Source organism: Collinsella sp. AM13-34, assembly GCF_003473055.1.
Lineage (GTDB): Bacteria > Actinomycetota > Coriobacteriia > Coriobacteriales > Coriobacteriaceae > Collinsella.
Genome location: NZ_QRLE01000046.1, coordinates 3,107 through 3,570, shown reverse-complemented (window position 1 = coordinate 3,570; position 464 = coordinate 3,107). Strand labels below are relative to the sequence as shown.

1 pseudogene is annotated in these 464 nt (G+C 64.2%); it reads right to left on the bottom strand.

Annotated features, from left to right (window positions below):
- Positions 1 to 464: pseudogene (locus DW151_RS10275) on the bottom strand (Sir2 silent information regulator family NAD-dependent deacetylase); the annotation flags it as partial.

The window sequence follows — 464 nt, the reverse complement described above, 5'->3', positions numbered from 1 at the left end:
GCGGTCATGCTCCAGAACGGGAGCGTGATGATGCCGGGGGTCATCTCGCCCACGCCGAGCTCCAGCAACAGCACGCGGCGATCGCTGCGCTCGCGCACGAAGCGCTCGTATCGTCCGAGGCTCTCGCGCCATGCCGCACCCTGCAGAAACGTGTCGTCGCGCACCCACGGCACAAGCTGCCAGCCGCAGTGCGGGCATCGGGGGACATCCTCGCTGCGGACCTCGAACCCCGCCATGCCCGCGAGCATGCGCTCGACGTAGGGGCTCGCATCGAAGAGCTCGTCGCAGCATGGCTGCTTGCATTGAAGGTGCGCGAAGCTTCCCTGATAGTTGCAGATCCTCTCGGTGGGAAACGTCTTCTCGACTTGGGTGTCCACATTGGTGCTCAGGATGAAGTAGTCCTTATGGCCGATGAGGGACCGTAGGTCGAGATAGGGCTGCGAGGTCGGCTCGCGCAGCATGAA